This window comes from Streptomyces sp. Qhu_M48, from assembly GCF_051305195.1.
Taxonomy (GTDB): Bacteria; Actinomycetota; Actinomycetes; order Streptomycetales; family Streptomycetaceae; genus Streptomyces.
Genome location: NZ_CP195432.1, coordinates 8,041,522 through 8,062,371, shown reverse-complemented (window position 1 = coordinate 8,062,371; position 20,850 = coordinate 8,041,522). Strand labels below are relative to the sequence as shown.

At 70.9% G+C, this 20,850-nt stretch carries 21 protein-coding genes; 17 read left to right on the top strand and 4 right to left on the bottom strand.

Annotation, left to right across the window (positions count from 1 at the left end; translation table 11 throughout):
- The first annotated feature begins 290 nt into the window (after window positions 1–290).
- The 8 genes from ACRRSS_RS36425 to ACRRSS_RS36390 all read left to right on the top strand — a co-directional run bounded on the left by ACRRSS_RS36425 (window position 291) and on the right by ACRRSS_RS36390 (window position 6,750).
- Window positions 291–512 (top strand): hypothetical protein, encoded by a 222-nt coding sequence (locus tag ACRRSS_RS36425; protein ID WP_435975210.1) that lies wholly within the window; start codon window positions 291–293, stop codon window positions 510–512.
- Between the two features lie 1,095 nt (window positions 513–1,607).
- Entirely contained in the window at window positions 1,608–1,955 is a 348-nt protein-coding gene (locus tag ACRRSS_RS36420) for a transcriptional regulator (protein WP_435975209.1), read from the top strand.
- Window positions 1,952–2,623 carry a nucleotidyl transferase AbiEii/AbiGii toxin family protein gene (locus tag ACRRSS_RS36415; RefSeq protein ID WP_435975208.1) on the top strand — a complete coding sequence of 224 codons (672 nt, stop codon included), beginning with the start codon at window positions 1,952–1,954 and terminating at the stop codon, window positions 2,621–2,623. The genes ACRRSS_RS36420 and ACRRSS_RS36415 overlap by 4 nt, the downstream gene beginning before the upstream one ends.
- A gap of 559 nt (window positions 2,624–3,182) precedes the next feature.
- Complete coding sequence (locus tag ACRRSS_RS36410) at window positions 3,183–3,545, top strand: hypothetical protein (RefSeq protein WP_435975207.1); 363 nt, start codon at window positions 3,183–3,185, stop codon at window positions 3,543–3,545.
- Between the two features lie 419 nt (window positions 3,546–3,964).
- Window positions 3,965–4,168 carry a cold-shock protein gene (locus tag ACRRSS_RS36405; RefSeq protein WP_435971723.1) on the top strand — a complete coding sequence of 68 codons (204 nt, stop codon included), beginning with the start codon at window positions 3,965–3,967 and terminating at the stop codon, window positions 4,166–4,168.
- Window positions 4,169–4,417: 249 nt separating this feature from the next.
- Window positions 4,418–5,932 (top strand): DEAD/DEAH box helicase, encoded by a 1,515-nt coding sequence (locus ACRRSS_RS36400; RefSeq protein ID WP_435975206.1) that lies wholly within the window; start codon window positions 4,418–4,420, stop codon window positions 5,930–5,932.
- A 46-nt stretch (window positions 5,933–5,978) separates the two neighbouring features.
- Window positions 5,979–6,383: a CBS domain-containing protein gene (locus ACRRSS_RS36395; RefSeq protein ID WP_435975205.1), complete on the top strand. Its 405-nt coding sequence runs from the start codon at window positions 5,979–5,981 to the stop codon at window positions 6,381–6,383.
- 52 nt (window positions 6,384–6,435) lie between these two features.
- Complete coding sequence (locus tag ACRRSS_RS36390; protein WP_435975204.1) at window positions 6,436–6,750, top strand: SCO5918 family protein; 315 nt, start codon at window positions 6,436–6,438, stop codon at window positions 6,748–6,750.
- 113 nt (window positions 6,751–6,863) lie between these two features.
- Here ACRRSS_RS36390 and ACRRSS_RS36385 read toward each other — a convergent pair whose 3' ends face one another.
- Entirely contained in the window at window positions 6,864–7,223 is a 360-nt protein-coding gene (locus tag ACRRSS_RS36385; RefSeq protein WP_435975203.1) for a hypothetical protein, read from the bottom strand.
- Window positions 7,224–7,496: 273 nt separating this feature from the next.
- Here ACRRSS_RS36385 and ACRRSS_RS36380 point away from each other — a divergent pair, with 273 nt between their 5' ends.
- The 4 genes from ACRRSS_RS36380 to ACRRSS_RS36365 all read left to right on the top strand — a co-directional run bounded on the left by ACRRSS_RS36380 (window position 7,497) and on the right by ACRRSS_RS36365 (window position 10,625).
- A complete protein-coding gene (locus ACRRSS_RS36380; protein ID WP_435975202.1) occupies window positions 7,497–8,129 on the top strand; it encodes a carbonic anhydrase in 633 nt (210 codons plus the stop codon).
- Window positions 8,126–8,770 (top strand): L-threonylcarbamoyladenylate synthase, encoded by a 645-nt coding sequence (locus ACRRSS_RS36375; RefSeq protein WP_435975201.1) that lies wholly within the window; start codon window positions 8,126–8,128, stop codon window positions 8,768–8,770. The genes ACRRSS_RS36380 and ACRRSS_RS36375 overlap by 4 nt, the downstream gene beginning before the upstream one ends.
- A gap of 158 nt (window positions 8,771–8,928) precedes the next feature.
- Window positions 8,929–9,288 (top strand): STAS domain-containing protein, encoded by a 360-nt coding sequence (locus ACRRSS_RS36370; RefSeq protein ID WP_435975200.1) that lies wholly within the window; start codon window positions 8,929–8,931, stop codon window positions 9,286–9,288.
- A 998-nt stretch (window positions 9,289–10,286) separates the two neighbouring features.
- On the top strand, window positions 10,287–10,625 hold the full coding sequence (locus ACRRSS_RS36365; protein WP_435975199.1) for a MerR family transcriptional regulator: 339 nt from the start codon (window positions 10,287–10,289) through the stop codon (window positions 10,623–10,625).
- A gap of 118 nt (window positions 10,626–10,743) precedes the next feature.
- On the opposite strand, the gene ACRRSS_RS36360 is transcribed toward ACRRSS_RS36365, so the two are convergent.
- From ACRRSS_RS36360 to ACRRSS_RS36350, 3 genes are all read right to left on the bottom strand, one after another.
- Window positions 10,744–11,304: a GNAT family N-acetyltransferase gene (locus ACRRSS_RS36360; protein WP_435975198.1), complete on the bottom strand. Its 561-nt coding sequence runs from the start codon at window positions 11,302–11,304 to the stop codon at window positions 10,744–10,746.
- A gap of 175 nt (window positions 11,305–11,479) precedes the next feature.
- Window positions 11,480–12,226, bottom strand: coding sequence for a PAQR family membrane homeostasis protein TrhA (gene trhA, locus ACRRSS_RS36355; RefSeq protein WP_435975197.1), 747 nt, complete (start codon window positions 12,224–12,226; stop codon window positions 11,480–11,482).
- Window positions 12,227–12,564: 338 nt separating this feature from the next.
- The gene (locus tag ACRRSS_RS36350) at window positions 12,565–12,969 is read right to left on the bottom strand and encodes a hypothetical protein (RefSeq protein WP_435975196.1); all 405 of its coding nucleotides are present in this window, start codon (window positions 12,967–12,969) and stop codon (window positions 12,565–12,567) included.
- Between the two features lie 171 nt (window positions 12,970–13,140).
- On the opposite strand from ACRRSS_RS36350, the gene sigJ reads away from it, so the two are divergent.
- From sigJ to ACRRSS_RS36325, 5 genes are all read left to right on the top strand, one after another.
- Complete coding sequence (gene sigJ / locus ACRRSS_RS36345) at window positions 13,141–14,091, top strand: RNA polymerase sigma factor SigJ (protein WP_435975195.1); 951 nt, start codon at window positions 13,141–13,143, stop codon at window positions 14,089–14,091.
- Window positions 14,092–14,216: 125 nt separating this feature from the next.
- Window positions 14,217–14,672: a hypothetical protein gene (locus ACRRSS_RS36340; protein ID WP_435975194.1), complete on the top strand. Its 456-nt coding sequence runs from the start codon at window positions 14,217–14,219 to the stop codon at window positions 14,670–14,672.
- Entirely contained in the window at window positions 14,669–15,316 is a 648-nt protein-coding gene (locus tag ACRRSS_RS36335) for a hypothetical protein (protein ID WP_435975518.1), read from the top strand. The genes ACRRSS_RS36340 and ACRRSS_RS36335 overlap by 4 nt, the downstream gene beginning before the upstream one ends.
- Before the next feature lie 2 nt (window positions 15,317–15,318).
- Window positions 15,319–20,121 carry a putative T7SS-secreted protein gene (locus tag ACRRSS_RS36330; RefSeq protein WP_435975193.1) on the top strand — a complete coding sequence of 1,601 codons (4,803 nt, stop codon included), beginning with the start codon at window positions 15,319–15,321 and terminating at the stop codon, window positions 20,119–20,121.
- Window positions 20,122–20,123: 2 nt separating this feature from the next.
- Window positions 20,124–20,639, top strand: coding sequence for a hypothetical protein (locus tag ACRRSS_RS36325; RefSeq protein WP_435975192.1), 516 nt, complete (start codon window positions 20,124–20,126; stop codon window positions 20,637–20,639).
- The last annotated feature ends 211 nt before the right edge of the window (window positions 20,640–20,850 follow it).

Below are 20,850 nucleotides of genomic sequence, written 5' to 3'. Positions count from 1 at the left end.
TGCCACAACGTGCCAGTAGGGGCGGTAAACAGCGGTCGGCAAGCGGCCCTGCGAAGCATCCAGGACGAGGCCATCCGCGCACGTTCCTGCAGGACAGACGCCATACGCAAGGTCAAGTAGCGGGTGACTCCCAAGCTTGTAGCGCGGGTTCGATTCCCGTCATCCGCTCCACGGCAACAGCCCCAGGTCAGCGACCTGGGGCTGTTGCTTTCGGCGCGACCCTTCTCGGCCACCGCGCGCTGCGGACGCCGACGGCCGCAGCGGATACGTGTGGGCGCATACTGGCAGCAATGACAAAGCCAAGTGCTCCGAAGCGCATTCTGCCCACCAGTCCCTTCAAAGCCCCGGTCACGCTGCCTCCTAAGCACTTCGCCGTAGGCGACCAGGTCACACACGACGTGCACGGCCTCGGCCGGGTCATCGCCATCGAGGACGGGATCGCGGCGGTCGTGGATTTCGGCTCGACGCAGGAGCGGATCTTGAGTCCGTACGCCAAGATGAGCAAGCTGTAGGACCGCCGTGCCCGGTCACGACACACCGGATCCGTTCATGGCCCCGCAATGAAGAGGACCCTCTCATCGACCTGACCTCGCCGTTCTCCGCTCCGGAGGGGGCGCCCCCCGGTGCCGCCGCGACATCACCGCATCCCACCACGAACCCCTTCCAGGCGCCCGACTTCGGGGAGATCGAAACCTTCCCGCTCGACGAGGACGCGCAAGCGTCCGCCTCTGGCACGCGTGCGGCTCGACGCGAGGCAGGCTAGCCCCCCTCGTGACGATGGCTTCGGCCTCGGACCACGAGGCGTAGCCGTCTCCGTCCACGGCGTGCGCCGACCAGCTCCGTGCGGGTGCGACGGCGGACTCTGATCCGTCACCCGCCGAGGCGGCGGTGAGCGGGCGCATGCGCAGGGCGGCATGGATGAGGTCGGCCTCGACCAGCACGATGCCGTCCGCGATCGCGCCGATGATCACGGTCAGGAAGAGGCGACGCGAGGGGCACCTCCCCGGTCGGACGGGAAGGCCAGCGGCGGGCTGGCCGGCCCGGTCCCACCGTCGCAGCGTCGCAGCGTGCAGGCGAACGAACACCTGACGGTGGCGTGTGGGCAGGCCGACCCTGATGGGGGCCGTGGTCGGCCCGTCGGTGCCGGTGTCGCCGTAGATCGCTTCCAGACGCCGGCAACGTGCCCCAGCCGCGCCCTTCAGAGGGGTGAACGGCGGTCGACACGGGCGTCTCGGGATCGGCGAGGAACGCCCTACCACGGCGCGTTTCCGCAGGTCAGACCAGAGACGATCGAGACGGGCGGCGGTGGTTCCCACGCTTATGGCGCGGGTTCGACTCCCGTCATCCGCTCCATAGCAAAGCCCCGGGTCCGCGATCTGCGGCTTGTTTGTCGGCAGGCCAGTCTCACCGGTCGTACACCCTTCAGCTACGCAGGACGGGGCACGCGGAGGGGGCCCTGCGTTGTCCCGCCGGAGGTGTCTCATGAGCGCTCTGACCTGCCCTTACGGCGGCGTAACCGCCACTGGGACCAGGGAGAAGCTCTGAGCCGGGTGGTGCCTGTTACGGAATCACGGAGCCGCCTCGGCCTCTTGCGGAATAATCAAGGCATGGCAGCCACGCCCAGCGTTCCCGAGCTCCGCCGCGCCAGATTCGCCAGGCGGCTTCCCGCCAAGCTCTCGGAGCTCGGCGGCCCCGCCCACGGCCACGTCGACCTTCCGCTGCACCTCGCGTGGTCCGGCCTGTCTCGGTTCGACCTGGACCAGCCCCGACTGCGGATGAGCTGCTACCGGATCGTGCTGGCCGAGGGGCAGCACGATGACCTGGTCCATTACCTGAACCGGGAACTGCTCGTCGCCATGTGGCCCGTCCTGCGCACACTGATCAGCCGGGACATCCGCGATGTCTGGGAGGACGCCTTCGAGGAACTGACGCCCGACGCCCAGGCTGCTGCGTGAATCTCACGGAACTGCACCGGCGGCTCCTCGCGGATGTCCTCGCCGTGGGCGATGTCTATCCGCTCGTGCTCACGGGTGGCTACGCCGTCCAGGCACATGGCCTGGTCGACCGGCTCAGCAAGGACCTCGATGTCGCCACCGAGAACCCGGAACCGATGGAGAAGATCGCCGCCGCCGTGCGGGCCGGGCTGGAACGACGCGGCTGGCAGGTACGAGCGCTGGAGACCGACCCGCTGTTCGCGCGGCTGATCGTCACCGACACCTCCACCGGCGAGGAGTGCGAGGTCGACGTCCTCAAGGAAGCGCTCTGGCGCCCGCCTGTGAGGACTCGGCACGGCTTGGTGCTTTCCCTGGAGGACGTGGTCGGCACGAAGGTTCGCGCGCTGGCGGACCGGGGCCTGGCGCGTGACCTGATCGACGTCCGAGCGGCGACGGACCGCTGGAGTCACATCGAGCTCGAAGAGCTCGGCCGCCGCCACGCCCGTGACAGCTTCGACCTCTCCGACCTTCAGGCCCGGCTCGCCGGCGCGGACTGGATCGACGACACCGAATTCGCGGCCTACGGACTCGACGACCAGCAGACGATCGAGCTGCGCCGGTGGGCTCAGGAGTGGGCCGATGACATCGCCGAGAGACTCCAGGAAGCGGAAAGCCCACCCGACGACTGATCACCAGGCAGCCGACACGCGGAAGAAGCGCCGTATCTCCGAGGAAGCCGGTCGTGCCCCTTCCTTGCCCTTCGAGGCGGTCCCTCCGCGTGGGCCGGTGGTGACCCGCGGCCGCCGCCACGCCGTCGCCCGGCCCATCCGACCCACGTCACTACGCCGGCCGCTGGGATACCCGTACGAAGAGGGAGACCAAGCCGTACCGCACCGACCGCACCGACCGCACCGACCGCACCGACCGCACCGAGATCCTGCTGAGCGAAGGCGTCCGCGACCAGGTCCACCCCGGCGTGGTGTGGGCCGTCGGCGACTCCGGCGGGGTCCGGGCGACGGTCATCGACCACGCGCGGCGTCAAGGAAGAGAATCTGTGGCCCTTTTGGACATGGCGGAAGCGAGTGCGTACACGTACGACCGGCTGATCTGTTCCTTCTGCCGGCTTGTAGCGACGCCTGCCCTTGCCCACGAGTGCGGTCACCGGGCCCGCATGGCACGATCCGGCCGCCGGGGGCAGCCTGGAAGAAGGCCACGCCAAGCTCACACGCCCAACGAATCGAGATGGCCATGACAGCGACGACACGGAATGACACACCGGTCGCGATCGAGGGCGGAGGTGTCGAACTCCGCACACAAGCCGTCAGCGACGACCTTTCCGTGGCCTTCGTCCGTTTTCCCCGGGGCACCGACATGCGGACCGCCCTGACCGGCATGCCCGACGACCTCTGCCCCTGCCCCCACTGGGGCTACATGCTCAAAGGGCGGCTGAAGATGGTGACGAAGGACGGAGAGGAGATCTACGAGGCGGGCCAGGCGTTCTACTGGCCGCCAGGGCACGCTCCCGTGGCGCTCGAGGACTGCGAGTACGTGGACTTCTCACCCACCGATGCCTTCACCTCCGTCATCGACCACATCAAGGCACAGGGCTGATCCGCCCCAGTCGCACCGCGTCGGCCACGCGCGATCCCGCCCAGGACTCGTCAGCGCCTCGACGACTCCGTACCCGAGCCGGCCTCCGTCCGACCTGCCGACCGTCTTTCTTCCGAAACACCTCATTACGGAGTGCGTGAATACCTGTGTTCGCGGCCTGAGATTTTAACGGCCATCGCGGAGAGGGTTTTTGTCGGCGACACACAGGGGGAAATATTCGCCGCACACAGGCTACGGCGACGTGCTACTGTCGATCTCAGTTGCAGTTTTGGTACCCAAAAACTTCAAGCGCCTCCGGTCGGCCGCGTGCCGTACGGAAGCGCTTTGTATTTCCGGTCATTTTCCGGGCAGGGCATCATCGCGGCGACACGGCATCCGTACGGTACGGATGCCGGCGTACTGCCCCAAGGAGATATGACATGGCTGCTGGCACCGTGAAGTGGTTCAACGCGGAAAAGGGTTTCGGCTTCATCGAGCAGGACGGTGGCGGCCCTGACGTGTTCGCCCACTTCTCGAACATCGCCGCCTCCGGCTTCCGCGAGCTCCAGGAGGGCCAGAAGGTCTCCTTCGACATCGCGCAGGGCCAGAAGGGCCCGACGGCCGAGAACATCGTTTCCGCCTGACGCTGACGCGTAAAACGTAGCTGGGGCCCGCATCCCTCGGGGTGCGGGCCCCAGCTGCATGCGTTTCGCAGGGCCCTCACGCGCACCTGCGGATCTCGCATTTCTTTCACGCCTGCTTGTGCCGACAATTCCTTTGTCCTGAGCCAAGCCGCCCGCTTTCGCATTTCACCCGGCCCGTACCTGTGATTACCCGCGCTGTTTCGCCGCGCGGGAATTCCTCGATGCGTGCCGTATCGAGGAAGGTTCTGAATGAACCCCACACGTACCAACAGCCGTTCTTCCCGGTCCCGTCGCACCGGGGGTCACTCCTATGACTCCTCCGCCGGGGGTCCGGTGCGGGGCGGCCGTTTCGGTTCGTCCGCGCCGAGCCGGTCGGGTGGTCCGAAGCGTTCGGGCGGTTCCGGCCGCCGGCCCGCGGCGGTGCAGGGCGAGTTCGCCCTGCCGCAGACGATCACTCCGGCGCTGCCCGCTGTCGAGGCGTTCGCCGATCTCGACATGCCCAAGACGCTGCTGGCCGCGCTGACCGCGCAGGGCGTGTCGGTACCGTTCCCGATCCAGGGCGCGACGCTGCCGAACTCGCTGGCGGGCCGTGACGTCCTGGGCCGGGGCCGGACCGGGTCCGGCAAGACCCTCGCCTTCGGCCTGGCCCTGCTGGCCCGCACCGCCGGACAGCTCGCCGAGCCCCGCCAGCCGCTGGCGCTGGTCCTGGTCCCCACCCGGGAACTCGCCCAGCAGGTCACCGACGCCCTCACGCCCTACGCCCGCGCCGTGAAGCTGCGCCTGGCCACCGTCGTCGGCGGGATGCCGATCGGCCGTCAGGCGAACGCGCTGCGCAGCGGCGCCGAGGTCGTCGTGGCGACCCCGGGCCGGCTCAAGGACCTCATCGACCGCGGCGACTGCCGGCTCAACCAGGTCGGCGTCACCGTCCTGGACGAGGCCGACCAGATGGCCGACATGGGCTTCATGCCGCAGGTCACCGCGCTCCTGAACCAGGTCCGCCCCGAGGGTCAGCGCATGCTGTTCTCCGCGACCCTGGACCGCAACGTCGACCTCCTGGTCCGCCGCTACCTCACCGACCCCGTCGTCCACTCGGTGGATCCCTCCCAGGGCGCGGTCACCACCATGGAGCACCACGTCCTGCACGTGCACGGCGGCGACAAGCAGCGGCTGACGACGCAGATCGCGGCGCGCGAGGGCCGGGTGATCATGTTCCTGGACACCAAGCACGCGGTGGACCGGCTCACCGAGGACCTCCTCAACTCCGGTGTCCGGGCCGCCGCCCTGCACGGCGGGAAGACCCAGCCGCAGCGCACCCGGACCCTGGCCCGGTTCAAGACCGGGCATGTCACCGTCCTGGTCGCGACGAACGTCGCCGCGCGTGGCATCCACGTCGACAACCTCGACCTGGTGGTCAACGTGGACCCGCCGACCGACCACAAGGACTACCTCCACCGCGGTGGGCGTACCGCGCGGGCCGGCGAGTCCGGCAGCGTCGTCACCCTGGTCACCGCCGGCCAGCGCCGTGACATGACCCGTCTGATGACCGCCGCCGGCATCGTGCCCCAGACCACCGAGGTCCGCTCCGGCGAGGAGGCACTGACCCGGATCACCGGCGCGCGGACCCCCTCCGGCATCCCGGTGACGATCACCGCACCCGCCACCGAGCAGCGCAAGCGCGGAACGACCACCCGCGGCCGCCGCAGCACCGCCTCGGCCGCCCGGCGCACCGGCGGACGCCGCCCGGCCACCGACACGGCCGCCTGAGCGGCACATGATCAGGAAGCTGACCCATCTCCTCAGGAGGCACGTTGTGACGCTGGTCCGAATGCAGCCCCACCCGGCACCGACCGCCCCCGTGGACGGGACGGTGGCCGACGCCCGGGAAACGGCCGGGCCGCAGGTCGGCGACGACATGACCGTCGAGGTGGCCCTGTCCGTCATGGCCGGGGCCCGCACCGGACACCTCCTCGTCAGCGACAACGACGGCCAGTGCACCGGCCTGGTCACCCGGGCGCAGCTCACCGCCGTCCGCGACAGCGCCGTCTACACAGACCGGCTCCAGCTGCGTGACCTCTCCGGCGACGGCGGGCCGCTCACCTCGGCCACCGCCTTGACGATCGGCCACGCGGTGCGTTCCCGGAACCTCACCCCGCCCGTCGTCGGCGAGCAGGACGGCACCCAGGGCGCCCCCGCGCCCGTCCTCGTCCTCGCGTGAACCGCCTCACCACGGCGGAACATCCCCTTCCTCCTTCTCCCTGTGAGGCATCGTGCGCTGTGTCATCGCCCGCTTCCCCTTCGACCTCACCAAGAGCGGAGTCCTGGAGACCATGCGGGGCGTCAAGCCCGAGGAGGCCGTCGGCGAGTCCGTGATCATCGGCCGCCGCACCTACCCCGTCAAGCAGGTCGGTCAGGCCATCACCCGCCAGGACCGCCGCGACTTCAGCGCCGGTGAGGTCCTCCGCGCGATGACCAAGCTCGGCTTCACCTGCCGGAACCTTCCTCCCCAGGCCGCCGCGCCCGTCCGCGCCCTCGACCCGCTCCAGCACGCCTCGGCGATGCTCGGAGCCCCGGCCGCGGCCTGACCGCGACCCGCGGGCGAACGTGAGCTGACATCCGGGCAGCCGAGAGGGCCCGACCGGCACCCGCCGGTCGGGCCCTCTCGCCTATCGGTGGACGGGCTCCCCAAGGTGCGGGGTCAGTGATCGGAGTAGCTGAAGTCGCCCATGGTCCAGGCGCTGATGTCCGCGATCGCGACGCGGTACATCCCGCCCGTCTCGGGGATCCCCACCGTGCCCTGGAGGATCCGCGCCATGTGGAAGTGCAGATAGGCGGGCGGCCCGTCCCTCCGGGTCGGTGCGGTGAAGACGGCGGAGAACTCTCCCAGGCGGGCGGAGTCGGCCAGGACCTCCGACACCCGCTGCCTCCACACCGCTTCGGGCGCCAGCCGACCGGTGATGACAGCGTCACCGGTGACCACCGTCAGGGACATCTGATTGCTCTGCCCGGACTCCACCAGCGTGGCAACGTCAACGAGCAGCTCGTCAAGCTTCGACATGAGAGCCGATCCTATTCACGGGTCGTCCCGTCCCCTCAACCGGTCGTGCCACCGGGGCGGGACGGGCCGTCACCGCCTTGCCAGCAGCAGTACGCCGCGTGAGCGTCGAGGCGTCCCACGGGACTGCCGGCCGTCTCCTCTTCCTCTCCGTCGGGTGCTCGCCGCCGAACCCGGGCCCCACGCCACACGGTCGGCGATCGCCCCTCGAGACGTGATGGACGTGGGTGCGGGGCCCTCCGGTGTGTGGGCGGAGGGCGGTTCTATGCTGCTGTCATGCCGAGAACTTCACCTCATGTGGCCTTCGACGCTCTGCTGTCGGGCAACAAGCGTTTCGTCGCCGGGGAGCCCGCGCACCCCAACCAGGATGCCGCCCGGCGTACGGAGCTCGCTCCCGGGCAGGATCCCTTCGCCGTCGTGCTGGGATGCTCCGACTCGCGTCTGGCCGCCGAGATCATCTTCGACCAGGGTCTCGGAGACCTCTTCGTCGTCCGTACCGCCGGGCACGTCCTGGGCTCGGAGGTGCTGGGGAGTGTGGAGTACGCGACCAGCGTGCTCGGCGCCCGCCTCGTCGTCGTCCTCGGCCACGACTCCTGCGGCGCCGTCGCGGCCGCCCGCGCTGCCGTGGAGGACGGATTGTCGGTCGGCGGTTTCGTCCGGGACGTCGTCGAACGCGTCACCCCGAGCATCCTGGCCGCCCGTGCGGCGGGACTGACCGCCGACAGCGATGTGGACGAGCACATCCGTCACACGGTCGACCTGCTGCTCGACCGCTCCCGCCTGCTCTCGGAGCAGGTCGAGGCGGGGGAGGTGGCCGTGGTGGGCCTGGGCTACCAGCTCACCGAAGGCACCGCGCGGGTGGTCACGTCACGCGGTGACATCACCGAGGAGGGCGAAGCGGGATCATGACGCGGTACTTCGACTGCACCGAGCCGACGTCCCGCGCCACCGGACTCAGGGCAGCCGTCGCGGCGGTGCGCGAGGGCCGCCTCGTCGTCCTTCCCACGGACACCGTCTACGGCCTGGGCGCCGACGCCTTCGACCCGCGCGCTGTCGCAGCCCTGCTCACCGCCAAAGGGCGGGGCCGGCACAAGCCCTCTCCGGTGCTCGTCGACTCGGCCGACGCCCTGGGGGAGCTGGTGGACGAGCTTCCCCGAGGGGCACGTGAGCTGATCGAGGCGTTCTGGCCGGGCGCTCTGACCCTGGTCGTGCGCCACCGGTCGTCCCTGGGCTGGGATCTGGGCGAGACGAAGGGCACCGTGGCCGTTCGCATGCCCGATCACGCTCTCGCGCGGAGCCTGATCGCCGCGACCGGTCCCATGGCGGTCTCCAGCGCCAACCTCACCGACCACCCCTCGCCCCAGGACTGCGTGGCAGCCCGGGAGATGCTCGGCGACGCCGTCTCCGTCTACCTCGACGACGGACGGACAGCGGGAGTGGTCTCGTCGTCGATCGTCGACCTGAGCGGCCCGGCACCAGCCCTCGTCCGGGAAGGAGTGGTCACCGCGGAACAGCTCCGCCCTCTGCTCCCCGACCTGGTCGTGCCGTGAGTGAGCTCGCCCCTCCCGTGTTGTGCCGCGGCCCTCGCGCCCGCCCTTTGAGCCGTTATCGCAGCTGGTCACATGGGGTGAAAGGGCAGGGTGGCTCGTTTCTGCCTCCGGTGGGAGACGTTGGTGCGGATGTGAACACCACGAGCACCATGCCGATAGTGCCCACTCTCCACGCCACCCCTGACTCTGCTGCCCTGCACGACGCGGGCGCGGACGCCGCGCCCGGCGACATAGTCATCACCTCCTGCACCACCCTCGGCACCACCCTGGTCCTCCACCTCGCGGGCGAGGTCGACCACTACAGTGCCGCCCCGCTGCGCGCGCTGCTCGCCTCGGCCGCCGACATCGGCTGCACCGGCCTCGTCCTGGACACCGCCCGGGTCGCCTTCTGCGACTCCGGCTTCCTCGCCGCCCTCGACCAGTGGCCACGCCACGGACGCAGACTCCGGCTCGTCAACCCCTCCCGGCCCGTGCGGCGTCTCCTGAACGCCGCCGCGCGACAGCAACCGCATGGATGAGAAGACGCGCGTGGCCCGCCAGCAGAACCCTCACCTGCCCACACCCGCACCGTCGGCTGCGCCGTACCGACACTGATCCACACACCGGGCCGCACCACTGTCCCGACGACGGCCGCTCCGTGACCCTCCGCATCCCCGCATTCCCGCATCCCCGCTCAAGGTCGATTACCTGTCCATCGGACACGCGGAAATCTGTATTGGCCGGAGTAGACATTGGGCGGTGGCGTGGCTATGGTTTCTCTCGTAGCCCAGAGAGACAGCAGGGCCCGGCAGAGATGAACTGCCGGGCAGCGGTACCAGCAGTACAGGTAAGTGCAGTTCGCAGGGCGGTGCGGCGGTGGAGTTTCGAAGCCAGGGATGTTGCAGGACGGCGACGGGACTGACGGCCGGACCGGGTGGCCCGCAGTGATCAGGGGCCGCCGGGTGCGGGACCGCGGCCATGTCAGGTGCGGTACCCGTGAGTGCAGTACGCAGTACGCAGTGCCCAGCAGTGAAGTGATGAGTAGCACCCCTGGTGAAGGCGTCGGCTGCGGACGCGCGCACCGGGAAGTCCGGCAGTGGGGTTCCAAGCCAGAGCAGACGCAGGACGGGCAACGGGGCTGGCTGCCGGAGAGTGGCGCTGTCACAGGCCACTGAGCAGTTCGCATCACCAGCAGTACCCGCAGTAGAGCAGTACCAGCAGTACCAGCAGTGGATCAGTACCAGTAGTACGCAGTACCCCTTAGTAGGTAAATCATCACCGAGGAATCACGGAGGAGCGGCGCACCATCAGGATCGCCCGGGCGGAAGTCTGAGCCCGGGTACCGCAGGACATCGATAGTGAGGTGGTCTCCGGTCAAGCAACCGCGATCCCCGCAACCCCGACATTGTTCCGGTCGGGCACGCGGACACAGTAGGCCGGCGCGGTATCAGGGTCGGCACGTGGTGTAGAAGTTCCTTCGGGGCCCTGGTGCCGTACGGCACCAGGGCCCCTCCACGCGTTCCAGGGAGAGGTGCAGATGACAGCAGACGACTCGTACGGCCGTCTCGACGACGACGACTACCCCGCCTACACGATGGGCAGGGCCGCCGCCATGCTCGGCACCACACAAGGATTCCTCCGCGCCATCGGCGAAGCCCGCCTCATCACCCCGCTGCGCTCGGAGGGCGGCCACCGCCGCTACTCCCGCTACCAGCTGCGCATCGCCGCCCGCGCCCGCGAACTCGTCGACCAGGGCACACCCATCGAAGCCGCCTGCCGCATCATCGTCCTGGAAGACCAGCTCGAAGAGGCCCAGCGCATCAACGCCGAACACCGCCGCGCCACCGAAGCGGCCGAGCCGTCGGCCGTGGCCTGAGGTGAGTTCGCCCGCCGCCGGCACCGACCGACGGGCGCGACGCGAGGGCTCGGTGGAGGATCGCTTACGAGCGCTTGCGAGAGTTCATGTCCGGAGTCGCCCACCAGGCGGCTGACGTCTATCGGGACTGCTCCCACTCGGTGCGGGAGAGTGCGTACTCGACTTCACCGTGCTCGGAGCCCTCGATCTGCTCCGGCCAGTCCCCGGTGAAGTTCCGGACGAAGGACAGGCCGGACTTTTCCATGACGCGACGGGAGCGGGTGTTGACGGCCATGGTGGTGGCGGTGACCCGCTCGACCTCCAGGTCCGTGAACCCCTTGTGTACGAGGGCCTGCGAGCCCTCGGTGGCGTAGCCGCGTCCCCAGGCGGCCTGGTTCAAGCGGTAGCCGAGTTCGACCACGGCAGGGCTCTCCTCCTCCAAGGGCCGGAACTCGAACCAGCCCAGGAAGGTACCGGTGTCCTTCTCGTGCGCGGCCCAGTAGCCGCGGGTGTTCCAGCACGGGTAGTCGTGCAGGAGCCGGGGGAGGGTTCTTGTCTCGATCGCCTCCCGGCTTGTGGGGCGGCCGCCGTTGATGAAGCGCATGACCTCGGGTTCGTTGTCCAGGGCGAGCAGATGGTCGACGTCGGCCGCCGTGAACGCGCGCAGGATGAGTCGGCCGGTCTCCAGGAAGTGAGGCATACCGCGATCGTCACCGGACCGGACCGGGCCTGCCACCGATTTTCCGGCCGCCGGCAGGTGAGGTGCCCCCGCCGCGAGGTTCTCGGATCACTCGACCATGGCGCCCTGTTCGCCCGCCCGCGTAGCGCCCTGGTTTCAGGGCCTACGGGGGGCGGGCGTCAGAACATCACAGTGGTCAGTGGGCGGCGAGGAAGATGGCGATGTAGTGGGCGGTGAAGGCTGCGACGGTCAGGGCGTGGAAGACCTCGTGGAAGCCGAACCAGCGGGGTGAGGGGTTGGGGCGCTGGAGGGCGTAGACGACGGCGCCGGCGCTGTAGAGGAGGCCGCCGATGACGATCAGGGAGACCACGGCGACCCCGCCGTTGTGGAGGAAGTCGGGCAGGTATCGCACGGGCGCCCAGCCCAGGGCCAGGTAGCAGGGGGTGTACAGCCAGCGGGGAGCTCCGACCCACAGGACACGGAAGGCGATGCCGACCAGGGCGCCCGTCCACACGATCCACAGCAGGAAGGTCCACTGGTCGTGGGAGAGCATGAGCACGGCGAGTGGGGTGCAGGTGCCGGCGATGATCAGGAAGATGTTGGCGTGGTCGAGGCGGCGCAGAATCGCCTCGCCGAGTGGTCCCCAGGTGCCGAGGTGGTAGACGGCGCTGGTCCCGAACAGCAGCCAGGCCGTGATCGAGTACACGGTGCAGGCCAGCACGGCCTGCGGTGTCCCGGCCAGGCAGATCAGGACGATGCCCGCGGCGAGCGACGCGGGGACCATGCCGGCGTGGAGCCAGCCACGTAGTTTCGGCTTGATCGGTTCCACCAGATCGGCCGCCCGCTCGACGAGAGCGGCGACCGGGTGGGAGCCCTCGGCGGTCTTGTCCTGGTGCGATTCGGAGGAAGGGCCGGCGGGCTCTCGTCGTTCTCCCGTCGGCACGGAAGCAGGACAGGCTTCGGCGCCGTCCCGGGACACCGCTTCCCGTCCCGCATCGGACTGCTGAGTTTCTCTGGCAACCATGTGCCCATGCTAGGAACCGAACCGAGACGGGATTCCCGGAGGCCCACCTCATCGCACGTAACCGGTCAGTCGCCCCACGGACGCGGACCGGGGCGCGTGCCAAGAACTGGGGCCGAGGAAGTCGCGGATTCGGCGACCCATCGCCGCCCGACGCTCCCCCGGCAGGCGCCGTGGGCACGCCCCTCCCGGGAGCCGTCCGGGAGCCGACTGACTCCCCAAGCCACCGCGCACCCCCCATCATGCTCCGCGCGCGGTCGCTACCGCCGGGTGCCGGTGCGGGTCGACAGGTGGGTGGACACCACCTGGCCCACTTCCACCATGCTCAGGCCGAACATCAGGATGCCCAGGGGGACATGGAGTGACGGCACGTGCGCGATGCCCAGGACCACCTGGACCGAGGCGAGGACCAGGAAGCCGGAGGCGTACAGGATGGGGCGGGGCGAGCCGCCGCCCGGGCGCCAGGCCAGGACGGCGGCGAGCACGTACAGCATCGACGCCCCGTACATCACGCGGGAACCCACGTCGTGCAGCATCCCGCCGTACGACGTGGACAGCAGCAGTCCGGCGGTCGCCGCCTGGAAGAAGAGAGTCACGGTCTGCAGGGCCATCGCGACCTGCGTGAACGTGAGCCTGACCGGTACTGCCGTCGTCTGCGTGGCCATGGCGCGGCCCCCCTCTTCTGCCTCGCGGCGTGGATCATCGATGTCTCGACACTCCGACGACGTGGCCCCGCGAAATGTGAGGCGGCGGGCGGGGCTCACCATCCGGTGCGGTGTTTCGTCGAAGTACCGAGAGCCGAAGCGGACGAGAAGAACCAGGGAGCGGCCGGGACCATGAGCACCCCATCCGAGGCAGGGCACGACCCGTTCGAGCCGGGTCTGAGCGCGGTCGTCGACGAGCGGCGCCAGCTGATCAACCTCTCCTACCGGCTGCTCGGCTCACTGGCCGAGGCCGAGGACGCCGTGCAGGAGACCTACACCCGCTGGTACGCGATGTCACGGCAGCAGCGGCAGGCCATCGACTCGCCCGGCGCCTGGCTGACGACCGTGGCCAGCCGCGTCTGCCTGGACGTGCTCGGCTCGGCGCGGGCCCGGCGCGAACGCTACGTCGGGGCGTGGATACCCGAGCCGCTGCCCGACCGCACGGAGTGGATGAGCGGAAGTACGGACGGCGGCGGCGAACCGGCCGACCCCGCAGACCGGATCACCCTCGACGAGTCGGTGAACATGGCCTTCCTCGTCGTCCTGGAGGCGATGACACCGGCCGAACGCGTGGCGTTCATCCTGCACGACGTCTTCCGCTACCCCTTCGCCGAGATCGCCGAGATCGTCGGCCGGACGCCCGCGGCCTGCCGGCAGCTGGCGTCCTCGGCCCGCCGGCGTGTCCAGGCGGCGCGGGCCCCGGAGGCCGCGACGGCCGGGCAGGCCGGCCTGGTGCGGGACTTCAAAGAGGCGTGGCAGGCCAGGGACATCAAGGCACTCATCGACCTCCTCGACCCCGACGCCACGATGACCGCCGACGGCGGCGGCATGGTCGGTACCGTGCTGCGCCCGGTCGAGGGCAGCGAGCAGATCGCCCAGTACCTCATCCACATCGCCGACAAGGCCCCCGGCCTGACCCTCCTGGAGCGGACGGTCAACGGCCGGCCCGGCCTGGTCGCCCAGCACTCCGGCGTCACCGTGACCGTGGCGGCGTTCGACCTCACCGGCGACCGCGTCACCCGCATCTGGGCGGTCCGCAACCCGGAGAAGCTCCGCCCGTGGACGGAGTACGGGGAGAGCTGACGGCGGGGGGCGGGGAGGCAGGGGGCAGGGAGGCGGGGTGGGTCCGGAACCGTTCCCGGCGAACGGGTCGTGTTCCTTCCCGAAACGCGGGAAGGTACGGCCCGGGAACGGCGGGAGGGGAGCCGATGAGCGACGGAACGGCACTTGCGGAGCGGATCGCCGAACGGCGGGCGGGACAGGGCGATCCCCTGGACATGATCGGCGAGCTGCGGCGGGCCGTGGTGCTCGTCCCCCTCGACTCCGGCGGCCTGTGGACGGCCGGGCTCGGCGGGGTGCGGTGGATCTGCGCCTTCACCGGCGAGGCGTCCCTCGCCCGGTTCGCCCGCGCCCGTGGCCGTACCCCTGGAGCGCCGGGGGACGACGCCGCCCGCCCCTGGGAGTACGCGGCGCTGCGCGGCGCGCGGCTGCTCGACGAGTTCGTGCCCGCCCTGGGCGTACCGGCCGGGGTGGCCGTCGACATCGCCGATCCGGACGGGGCGATGTTCTTCCCGCCGGTCCACGGCATCGTCCCCGACGCCGCCGCCGTGGACGCCGCCGTCGAAGCACGGGGCCACGCGCCGGCCGAGGGCGGTGACGTCTGATGGGCGGCGGACCCGAGGACCTGAACTTCGGCCAGGAGAGCATCAAGCAGATCACCGAGGGGATCCGCGCGGCCACCGCCGAGCTCCGGGACATCGGCACGGGCACGGGGGCCGTGCTCGGCAAGGGGTTCTCGGACCTCTCGATGACCGGCATGGAGGCCGGGCACCACGGTCTCTCGGTGGACTTCGAGGACTACTGCGAGCGCTGGGAATGGGGCGTGCGGGCGCAGATCCAGGACGCCAACACGCTCGCGGCGGCTCTGGGTCTCGCCGCCGGACTCGTCTGGGAGGAGGACCAGTACCTCCAGGGCACCTTCAAGATCGCGGTGAACTCCGCCGTGGGCAACCCGCACGCCTCCGAGGACGACATCGTCAAGCAGGACTGGGGTGACGTGTTCACCCCGGACTACCTGAACCCCGACTGGAGCCCCGAGTCCTTCCAGCGCGCCGGCGACGAGGCCGCGCAGACCTGGAAGGACACCGGGCGGGCCGTCCTCACGGAGGGCGAGGGCGGAAACCGGGCGCGGATCCTCAACGAGCTCCTCGGGGTGGACCAGGGCGACTTCGACCGCGCCGTGGACGAGACGTTCGGCCCGTCTCCCGAGCAGCGGGCCGCCCAGCAGCAGGACACCGGGGGGAACTGACCGTGGGCATCGGGGACTTCATCAGCGACATCACGCCGGACGTCGTCGAGGACGCGGTCGAGGACGGCGTCGAGTGGGCCGGCAACCGCGTCGAGGACGCGGGCAACTGGACCGCCGACCGGCTGGACGACGTCGGCTGGGAGTCCGGCGCCGACTGGGTGCGCGAGCAGTCGCGCTCACTGGCCAACCGGATGGGCGCCGAGGTCGACGAGATGGACCTCGGACAGACCGAGGACAAGACCAAGCTCATCTACGGCAGTCCCTCCAAGCTGCGCTCGACCGCCTCCCATCTCCGCGACCTCCAGAACTCCTTCGACAAGGTGGGCAAGGGGCTCAAGGGCCTCGACTCCTCCACCGTCAAGGGCGAGGCGGCCGACGCGTTCCGGGAGAAGGTGGCGGTCGAGCCGCCCAAGTGGTTCAAGGGCGCGGACGCCTTCGGCAAGGCCGCCGACGCCCTGACCGGCTTCGCCTCGACCGTCGAGTGGGCCCAGGGGCAGGCCCAGACGGCCATCGACAAGTGGAAGGCGGGCACCCAGGCGTCCAAGGACGCGGCCGACGCGCACAACAAGCGGGTCGACGACTACAACAAGGCCGTCGACGGCTACAACGCCCAGCCGGCCGACAAGCGGAACCCGGCCTCCCTGCCGCCCAGGCCGGGCGCCTTCACCGACCCCGGCAAGGCGCAGATGGAGGAGGCGCAGGAGCTCCTCGCCGAGGCCCGCACGCAGCGCAACACGGCCGCCGAGACCGCCCGCACCGCGATCCGGGCGGCCCGGGACGCGGCCCCGCCCAAGCCCTCGTACGCCGAGCAGGCCATGGACGGCATCGAGGAGATGCAGGTGATGCAGACGCACTTCGGCGGCGGCATCGTCAAGGGCACGGCAGGACTGCTCAGCTTCGTCCGGAGCGTCAACCCCACCGACCCGTACAACATCACCCACCCCGCCGAGTACCTCACCCAGCTCAACAGCCTCGCCGCCGGACTCGTACAGGTCGCCAACGACCCCATGGGCGCGGGCAAGCAGATGCTCGACAACTTCATGAAGGACCCGGCGGAGGGGTTCGGGCGGCTCGTCCCCGACCTGCTGCTCACCGCGGCCACCGGCGGCGGTGGCGCGGCCGTCAAGGGCGTGCGGGTCGCGGCGGAGGCGGCGGACCTCGCCAACGACGCCAACCGGGCCCGCAGGCTGATCGACGACGCCCCCGACGGCACCCACAACCGGCCCGACGCGGAGCGCCCGGTCGGCGAGACCGACCCGGTGGACCTGGCCTCGGGCCGGATGTTCCTGCCGCAGACCGACCTGCTGCTGCCCGGCGCGCTGCCGCTGGCCTTCACCCGGCGCACCGAGTCGGGTTACACGCTGGGCCGGTTCTTCGGCCCGTCCTGGTCCTCGACCGTGGACGAGCGACTGACGGTCGACGCGCGCGGCGTCGTCCACGTCACCGACGACGGCCGCCTGCTGCCGTATCCGCACCCGGTGCCCGGCATCCCCACCCTTCCCGAGTCGGGCACCGCGCGGCGGCTCCTGGTCCGCGAGGACGACGGCGACTACACGCTCACCGATCCGGCGACCGGCCTGGTCCGCAGGTTCACCGCACCGGCCGGCGCCGAACCGGGCGGGGACGGGGTGGCCTGGCTCATCCGCGTCCACGACCGCAACGGCCACGCCGTGACGGTGGACCGCGCCGAGGACGGCACGCCGCTCGCCCTCGTCGACTCGGCGGGGCGACACGTGGTCGTCGACACCGAGGACGGCCGGGTGACCCGCCTCGCCCTGCGCCTCCCCGAGGGCGCCACCGGGAGCACGACCTCCCGCCCCGGCGCCACCCAGGACATCGTCCGTTACGGCTACACCGACGGCGACCTGACCGCCGTCACCAAGCCGTCCGGGGCCACCCTCGCCTTCGCGTACGACGACCGGCACCGGGTGATCACCTGGACCGACTCCAACGGCCGCCGCTACGACTACGTCTACGACGAGCGGGACCGGGTCGTCGGCGAGGGCGGCGGGGCCGGTCATCTCCAGCTCACCCTCGCGTACGGCCTCCCCGACCCGGCCACGGGCCACCGCACCACCACCCTGACCACCTCCGACGGTCGTGTGACCCGCCACCTCGTCGACGGCGCCTCCCGCCTCCTGGCCGCGACCGATCCGCTCGGCCACACCACCCGCTTCACCCACGACCGGCACGGCAACCTGCTCACCCGCACCGACCCGCTCGGCCGGACCACCACCTTCACCTACGACGCCGAAGGCCGGCTGCTCACCGTCGTCCGCCCCGACGGCGGCCGCGTCGCCGTCCGGCGCGACGCCCGCGGGTTCCCGGTCGAGTTCACGGACGCGGACGGCACGCGCGTCCGTCAGGAGTACGACGAGCGAGGCAACCTGACGGCGGTCACCGACGGCGCGGGGCACACCACCCGCTACGTCTACGACGCACAGGGCCACCCGTTGTCCCGTACGACCGGGACCGGCGCCGTCACCACGTACCGCAGCGACGCGGCCGGGCTGCCGCTGGCGGTCACCGACCCGCTCGGGGCCACCACCCGCTACGCACGCGACGCCTTCGGCCGCCTGGTCCGCGTCACGAACGCGCTCGGTGACGTCACCACCCTGGAGTGGGACGCCGACGGCGAACTGGCCCGCCGCACCCACCCGGACGGCTCCGCCGAGACGTGGACGTACGACGGCGAGGGCAACTGCACGTCCCACACCGACCGGGCGGGTCTCACCAGCCGCTTCGAGTACACCGACTTCGACCTCCTGGCCGCCCGCACCGGACCGGACGGGGCCCGCCACACCTTCGGGCACGACGCCTCGCTGCGACTCACCGAGGTCACCGATCCGCGCGGCCTGACCTGGTCGTACACCTACGACGGGGCGGGCCGGACCGTCGCCGAGACCGACTTCGACGGCCGGACCGTCACCTACGCCCGCGACGCGGCCGGGCAGGTGGTCGCCCGGACCGACGCGGCCGGCGGAACGATCGAGTACGAGCGCGACGCGCTCGGCCGGGTCGTCCGGAAGGAGACGTCCGGCGGCGCCGTCACCACCTACTCCTACGACCGGGCCGGGCGGATCGTCCACGCGGCCGGGCCGGACGGCGAGCTCGTCCGGCAGTACGACCGTCGCGGCGACCTGAAGGCGGAGATCGTCGACGGCCGGCTGCTCTCCTTCGCCTACGACCCGGCCGGCCGCCGCGCCCGCCGCACCACGCCCACGGGGCACGTGACCACCTACGACCACGACGCGACCGGCCGCCTCACCGCGCTGAACAGCGGAACCCGCCGGATCGGCTTCGCCCACGACCCGGTCGGACGCGAGGTGCGCCGGTCCTTCGACGGCCCGGAAGGTCCGGACGGCCCCGGCGGCGCCCTGACGCTCGACTCCGTCTGGGACGAGGCCGGCCGGCTGACGGCCCAGCTCCTGACCGCCGGCGCCCGCACCGTCAACCGGCGCGCCTACACCTACCGCGCCGACGGATGCCTCACCGCGCTCGACGACGCCCTGCGCGGCTCCTTCCGCTACGGCCTCGACACCGCGGGGCGGGTCACCACGGTGACGGCCGCCGGCTGGACCGAGGCGTACGCCTACGACGCGGTCGGCGCCCAGACCTCCGCCTCGTGGCCCGCGGAGCACGCCGGCCACGAGGCGACCGGCCCGCGCGCCTACGAGGGCACCGCCGTCACCCGCGCCGGATCCGTGCGGTACGAGTACGACGCCGCCGGCCGGATCACGCTGCGCCGCAGGACGAGGCTGTCCCGGAAGCCCGACACCTGGCGCTACGACTGGGACGCCGAGGACCGGCTCACCGCCGTCACCACCCCCGACGGGACGCGCTGGCGCTACCGGTACGACCCGCTGGGCCGCCGCACCGCGAAACAGCGCCTGGCGGAGGACGGCACCACGGTCGTCGAGGAGGTGCGGTTCACCTGGGACGGCTGGACCCTGTGCGAGCAGACCGCCATCGCCCCCGGAATCCCCAGGCCGGTCGCCCTCACCTGGGACCACCGCGGCGTACGACCGCTGGCGCAGACGGAACGGGTGCTCGCGGCGGACGCCTCCCAGGAGGTGTACGACGAGCGCTTCTTCGCCATCGCCACCGACCTCGTCGGCACCCCCACCGAGCTCGTCTCCGAGTCCGGCGGCGTCGCGTGGCTCACCCGCGCCACGGTGTGGGGCACCACCACCTGGGCCAGGAACGGCACCGCGTACACCCCGCTGCGCTTTCCCGGGCAGTACTACGACTCCGAGTCCGGCCTGCACTACAACCTGCACCGTCACTACGACCCCGAGACCGCCCGCTACCTGACGCAGGACCCGCTCGGACTCGCACCCGGCCCCGACCCCTCGGCCTATGTGCACAACCCGCACACCTGGGCCGACCCGCTGGGCCTGGCCCCCTACGACCCGTTGCGCGAGGGGTACACGTCGTCGCCGGGGTTCGAGAGGGACCCCTACCACCCGGACGTCGTCGAACAGCGCATCAAGGACGACCGCGAGCGCTACGGCATCAAAGATCCCGACGCCAAGGGCATGATCGGGGAGAACGGAACCCAGATCACCAGCAAGACGCTGTGGAACCAGGGGCCGTACCGGATCGACGTGGAGAACCCGAACCCGGGCCAACGGCCGGGGCAGCTGCACTTCCAGGACCAGAGCAACAAGGGCGCGAAGTACCAGTTCGACTTCGAGTCCGGCAAGTTCGAGGGCCTCCCGGCGAGCATCGAGAGGGCCGTGGGCGACAACCCCCGCTTCATCGCGGGCATCAGGAAGGGTCTCGCCGCACTCGGCGAAGGGTAGACGTGCGCACCAACCAGTGGATGAGGAAGCTCCTGACGGAGGTGGATCTGACGGGTCTGTCCTCGTCGGACGTCCCCCCCGTGTTCCAGGAGGTGGCCGAGCGCGGCTGGTCGGTGACGGGGAGCGGTGCGCGGGTGCTGACCGACCTCCGCCCCGACCCGGACGGCTCCCACTTCGACCGCCTGGCGGAGGAGACCACGGTCAACGGCCGCGGGATGACGGACTACGACCTCCCCACCGACCCGGCCGCCGCCGACACCCGCGCGAAGGTGCTGCTGCGCCGCTGCCTGGCGTACGCCGGCGACTGCCTGCGGGCGGCGGGGGAGCAGTTCGGCGACGACGCGGTGCGGGCCTACGTGTCGCTGTCGCTGGGCGGCCTGGACGACGACCTCCTCACCGCCCAGGTCACGTTCTGCACCCCGCTGCCGGACACCCCGCCCTACATCGCCGACCTCGAAGAGGTCCAGGGCGCCGCCGTGGCGGAACTCTCCCTGGGGGACTGCCCGGTCGGGGGGTGACGCGGGACCCGGTCGGGGGGTGACGCGGAACCTGGCCGCGGTGACCGGGCGGGCGCGGGGAGGGGGTCCCGCGGGCTGGAACCGCCTGGTCGGGACCCGTCGTCCGGGCTCGGTGCGGAGTAGGCTGAAGGTACCGGGAGTCACTCGAACACCCGCTCCCACGCGGACGTCGTTTCCGGCGATCAAGACACCGGGCCGCCCCGGGCGGCCC